The 4,549-nt window shown below is 59.3% G+C and carries 3 protein-coding genes and 2 pseudogenes; all 5 read left to right on the plus strand.

Annotated features, from left to right (window positions below):
• Nucleotides 1–310, plus strand: a pseudogene (locus tag HOC_RS22760) (phosphoketolase family protein); the annotation flags it as partial.
• Nucleotides 307–1,680, plus strand: coding sequence for an MBL fold metallo-hydrolase RNA specificity domain-containing protein (locus HOC_RS19965; RefSeq protein ID WP_035542101.1), 1,374 nt, complete (start codon nucleotides 307–309; stop codon nucleotides 1,678–1,680). The pseudogene HOC_RS22760 and the gene HOC_RS19965, both read left to right, overlap by 4 nt.
• Nucleotides 1,680–3,200, plus strand: coding sequence for a thymidine phosphorylase family protein (locus HOC_RS19970; RefSeq protein ID WP_035542103.1), 1,521 nt, complete (start codon nucleotides 1,680–1,682; stop codon nucleotides 3,198–3,200). The genes HOC_RS19965 and HOC_RS19970 overlap by 1 nt, the downstream gene beginning before the upstream one ends.
• Nucleotides 3,201–3,203: 3 nt before the next feature.
• Nucleotides 3,204–4,064, plus strand: coding sequence for a ribose-phosphate pyrophosphokinase (locus HOC_RS19975; protein ID WP_035542105.1), 861 nt, complete (start codon nucleotides 3,204–3,206; stop codon nucleotides 4,062–4,064).
• Nucleotides 4,065–4,300: 236 nt separating this feature from the next.
• Nucleotides 4,301–4,549: pseudogene (locus HOC_RS19980) on the plus strand (DUF305 domain-containing protein); the annotation flags it as partial.

The raw sequence follows: 4,549 nt of genomic DNA on the forward strand, positions 1-4,549 counted from the left end.
GCTGCCACGTGTACTTCTGACCCATACCAGGCCGGAGCCGATGACCGGCATCCTCCGGCGAATCGACGGCGGTCCGGATCAAATGCGCGCGCTGGGCTATATCTCGCGCGGCGGGACTCTGGATGTGCATGGCATGCTATTCGCCAATCACTGCACCTGGGCTCACGCCGTTGATGCTGCCATCACCGTTCTGAAAGAATTACCCTCAGACCTTCTGTCTGCAGATGAGCGCCGGGCCATTGAAGGATCCGGCAACCCGTCTGTGCTGACACATGCAAAACCCATTCACCGCGAGGAGACCGCACTATGACCCTTACCCTGACCAGCCTTGGCGGCGCAGGAACCGTTACCGGTTCACGCCATCTCCTCGAATGCAACGGCCAGCGCCTTCTGATCGATTGCGGCCTTTTTCAGGGTTACAAGGCTTTGCGCGAACGCAACTGGGCGCCATTTCCAGTCGATCCGGCATCGATTGACGCGATCGTACTCACCCACGCTCATATTGATCATAGCGGATACCTGCCGAAACTGGTCCGGGAAGGTTATCGTGGACCGGTCTTCTGTTCGAGCGCGACCAAGGACCTTTGCGGAATCCTGCTACGTGATAGCGCCTATATTTCAGAGCGCGATGCCGAGCGAGCCAACCGGTACCGCTATACCCGGCACACTCCAGCCAAACCGCTTTATACGATCGCCGACGCCGAGGCGGCCATAGAGCTGCTCACGCCGATAGAGTTTCATCAGGACATTCATCTCGCCATCGGCGCCGATATCCATTTGCGGCGGGCCGGCCATATTCTCGGTGCATCAACAGTCGAGGTGCGCTGGGGCGGCAAAACCATCGTCTTTTCCGGGGACCTCGGACGCTACGGCGATCCATTCATGTTCGATCCCGAGCCCGTGCGAAAAGCTGACTATGTCGTCGTGGAGTCAACCTATGGTGATCGCACCCACCCAAAGGTCGATCCCATGGAACAATTGGGCGAAGTGATCGATCGTACAGTCAGACGCGGTGGCACGATTATTATTCCGGCTTTCGCCGTCGGGCGCACCCAGCTTATCCTCTACCACATCTGGATGCTCAAAAAGGCGGGTCAGTTCCAGAATGTTGCAATCTATCTGGACAGTCCAATGGCGATCAACGCGACAGAACTGCTCTGCGCGCATCTCGAAGACCACAGATTTGCACCGCAGGTTTGCAAAGAAACCTGTTCGATCGCGACATATGCCCGAGATGTCGAAGCGTCCAAGGCGATCACCCAGGACCAGATGCCAAAAGTCGTGATCGCGGCAAGCGGGATGGTGACGGGAGGACGCGTGCTGCACCATATTCAGGCCTTCGGCGGAGACCGGAAGAACACGATCCTGTTTGCCGGATATCAGGCCGCCGGCACGCGCGGCGACAGGATTCTCAAAGGTGCGAACACGGTCAAAATGTTCGGCCACGATGTTCATATCGGCGCGGAGATCGCCAATCTGCCCGCCCTGTCAGCCCATGCTGACGCGGATGAACTGATGACCTGGCTTGATGGGTTTGAAACGCGCCCGACACGCGCCTTTGTTGTTCACGGCGAACCGGACGCGTCAGATGCGCTGAGCGCGCGCATGCAGGATGAGCTTGGTTGGAGCAGCGACGTCGTCGAGAGCGAGAAAACCTATGATCTGGGGGGAAACATGTGATGGGGCGCGACAACCGCTCACAACACCCCGGTCAACTGACCGCCCGGCGACTCAAATGGCATACCCAGGATGATGCGATTATCCTGATGCGGACCGACTGCCCGGTTTGCCGCTCAGAAGGCCTGACTTCGCGCTCACGGGTGCTGGTTAGTTGTGGCGAGACGGAAGTGATCGCGACTCTGCACCAGATTGAAGATGAGTGGCTCGCCCTTACCGAAGCGGGACTCTCAGAAGCGGCCTGGAAACGGCTCGGCGCGGAGCCGGGTTCGGCCCTCAAGATCAGCCATGCCCCGACGCTACCCTCGCTCTCCGATGTCCGTCAGCGCATGACGGGCAAGCGCCTGCCAGGCGATGCCTATGACCGCATCATCACTGATGTCGCAGCAGGATTGTATTCCGATGTGCATCTGGCCGCCTTTGTCTCGACCTGCTCGACCCTGCCTCTCGATATTCACGAAATGACATCCCTGACCGGAGCCATGGTCAAGGTGGGCGAGCAGCTCGACTGGGACCGGGAGATGGTCCTGGACAAGCATTGCATTGGCGGCCTGCCTGGCAACCGCACAACGCCCATCGTTGTCGCTATCCTGGCCAGCCTTGGCCTGATCATTCCGAAGACGTCTTCACGGGCGATCACGTCGCCTGCCGGGACGGCCGACACGATGGAAACGCTCACACCCGTCGACCTCTCGCTGTCTGAGATCAGGCGGGTGGTCGATGCGGAGGGCGGATGCCTGGCCTGGGGCGGCGCCGTGCGGCTCAGCCCGGCCGATGACATTCTGATCCGCATCGAACGCGCCCTCGACATTGACGCGGAAGGCCAGCTCATCGCATCAGTCCTGTCAAAGAAGATCGCCGCCGGTGCAACCCATGTGGTTCTGGATCTTCCCGTCGGGCCGACAGCAAAGCTGCGCAGCGAGTCTGATGCCCGGGCGCTTGCCCAGCACATGACGATCGTTGCAGGCGAATTTGGCCTGAAGACCAGGTGTGTATTCAGCGATGGACTCCAACCGGTTGGCCGGGGCATCGGACCCGCGCTCGAAGCCCGGGACGTGCTGCATGTCCTGCAAAGGAGCCAGAATGCACCGCCCGATCTTCGCGAGCGCGCAATATCACTCGCCGGCACAGCCCTGGAACTCGCTGGCACGGCTGTACCAGGAACAGGCGTTGCGCTCGCCCGCGAGGCACTGGACAGCGGCTCTGCCTGGACGAAATTTCAGGCAATCTGCGCTGCTCAGGGCGGCATGCGCGAACCGCCCAGAGCACAGCAAACAGTACCCGTCACGGCAATCCGAGCCGGCAGATTGTCGGCGATTGACAATCGCAAACTGTCTCGGCTCGCCAAACTTGCCGGAGCTCCGGCACGGCCAGCGGCAGGGCTGATACTCCACAAACGCCTTGGCGACGAGGTTGCATTCGGCGAGCCGGTTGTGACGATCCATGCAGAGGCGCCAGGAGAGATCGCTTATGCGATGGCCTATGCCATCTCCAACGCCGACATGTTCACCATCGAGGACTGATCCATGACGATTTACATTCCGCTTCCCGGAAACGAAGCGATGGCTGCGCAACTCGCTGAGATCACGAACAGCGCGCTCGGTGAGCTGGAATTGCGCCGGTTTCCGGATCAGGAGACCTATGTCCGGATTGCCTCGGATGTGGCGGGTAAATCCGTAGAACTGGTCTGCACACTGGCCCGCCCCGATCCACAATTGCCGGGACTCCTGTTCGCGGCCTATACAGCACGCGAACTTGGCGCAACGTCAGTCGGGCTGATTGCGCCCTATCTCGCCTACATGCGCCAGGACAAGCGATTCTCTGATGGTGAATCGGTTTCCTCGCGGCACTTTGCAAGACTGCTGTCCGAGGCGTTCGACCGCGTTGTGACAGTCGACCCGCATTTGCACCGCATTCATGATCTGGACGAGGTTTTTTCGATCAAGACGAAAGTCGTGCACGCCGCTCCAGCGCTCGCCGACTGGATCACGACACATGTCGAAAACCCACTCATCATCGGGCCTGACTCTGAAAGCGCGCAATGGGTCTCCGATGTTGCCGGACGGATTGGCGCGCCTCACCTTGTGCTTTCGAAAATCCGCCACGGTGACCGAAATGTCGAAGTCACGGCACCGGGTCTCGAGAACTGGACCGGCTACCAACCTGTTCTGGTCGACGACATCGCTTCGTCGGGCCGCACCATGATTGAAGCAGCACGCCATTTCGAAACGACAGGCTTTCCCAAACCCGTCTGCGTCGTGGTCCATGCACTGTTTGCCGGTGATGCATATGAAGCCCTCAAGGCGGTATCATCACGAGTCGTATCGACAAATACTGTGCCGCATGTATCCGCCGATATCTCGATCACCTCGTTGATTGTCAGCTAGGCTGCCGGTGGAAGAGGCCCTCCCGGTCCCGTAGTCGGTCGAAGCAACGAACACTCAAGACCGTCTGATCTTCAAGTGATTCAATCTCTGCCCCGGTCACGTCCAGGCCAAAGGCCTGGCAGAACTTAAGGCAAGGTGTCCTGCTCACCTGTGTCGGGAACCGCAGGGAACCCCCAGAGCGCACAGGCGTTTGGCCAGCATGGCCCCACACGCAAACTCCGGGAGAAGAAAAGCGAATGAATAATTACACAAAATTCGGCGCCATGATCGCAACATCAACAGTCGTGATGCTGGGCCTCATGTATCTCAATACATTCGAATGGGGACACGTGTTCTGGAGCGAGACCCGTTTTTACATGGCCTTCCTCATGGGCGCGGCAATGGCGGCTATCATGCTCGCCTTCATGCTTGGGATGTACAAGAACCGGCGTGCGAATATCGGCATCTTCGCCACAAGCGCGGCGGTGTTCATCCTCGCATTGTTC

Origin of the sequence: Hyphomonas oceanitis SCH89 (genome assembly GCF_000685295.1) — a bacterium.
Lineage (GTDB): Bacteria > Pseudomonadota > Alphaproteobacteria > Caulobacterales > Hyphomonadaceae > Hyphomonas > Hyphomonas oceanitis.